Origin of the sequence: Polaribacter sargassicola (assembly GCF_021991835.1) — a bacterium.
Classification (GTDB): domain Bacteria; phylum Bacteroidota; class Bacteroidia; order Flavobacteriales; family Flavobacteriaceae; genus Polaribacter; species Polaribacter sargassicola.
In genome coordinates this window covers 1-311 of sequence record NZ_JAHDAU010000144.1, presented here as the reverse complement: position 1 = coordinate 311, position 311 = coordinate 1, and the positions used below count along the sequence as shown (strand labels likewise).

Genomic DNA, 311 nt, shown 5'->3' with positions numbered 1-311 from the left:
GATCACGCGCACGAGCGTGGGCGAGATCGCGGCTCTGAAGACCTACGATCCTCCGAACACCGCGCTGCACGGAGCGACCATCACGGCCACCGCGAGGTACGGCAAGTTCGCACGTCTCGCCTGCGGCGATGACCTCCACCTCGTGTTCCACCTGGCGAAGGCCGGCTGGCTGCGCTGGTACGACACGCTGCCGACGACGCTGATCAAGCCCGGGCGCAGCCCGATCGCGCTGCGGATCGCGCTGGACGACGGCAGCGGCTTCGACCTCACCGAGGCGGGCACCAAGAAGTCACTCGCGGTCTATGTCGTGC

1 protein-coding gene is annotated in these 311 nt (G+C 68.2%); it reads left to right on the top strand.

Going from position 1 to position 311, the window contains the following annotated elements:
• Positions 1 to 311, top strand: a 311-nt coding sequence (locus KI686_RS17570; RefSeq protein WP_237590363.1) for a DNA-formamidopyrimidine glycosylase family protein, incomplete at both ends; no start/stop codon positions are given.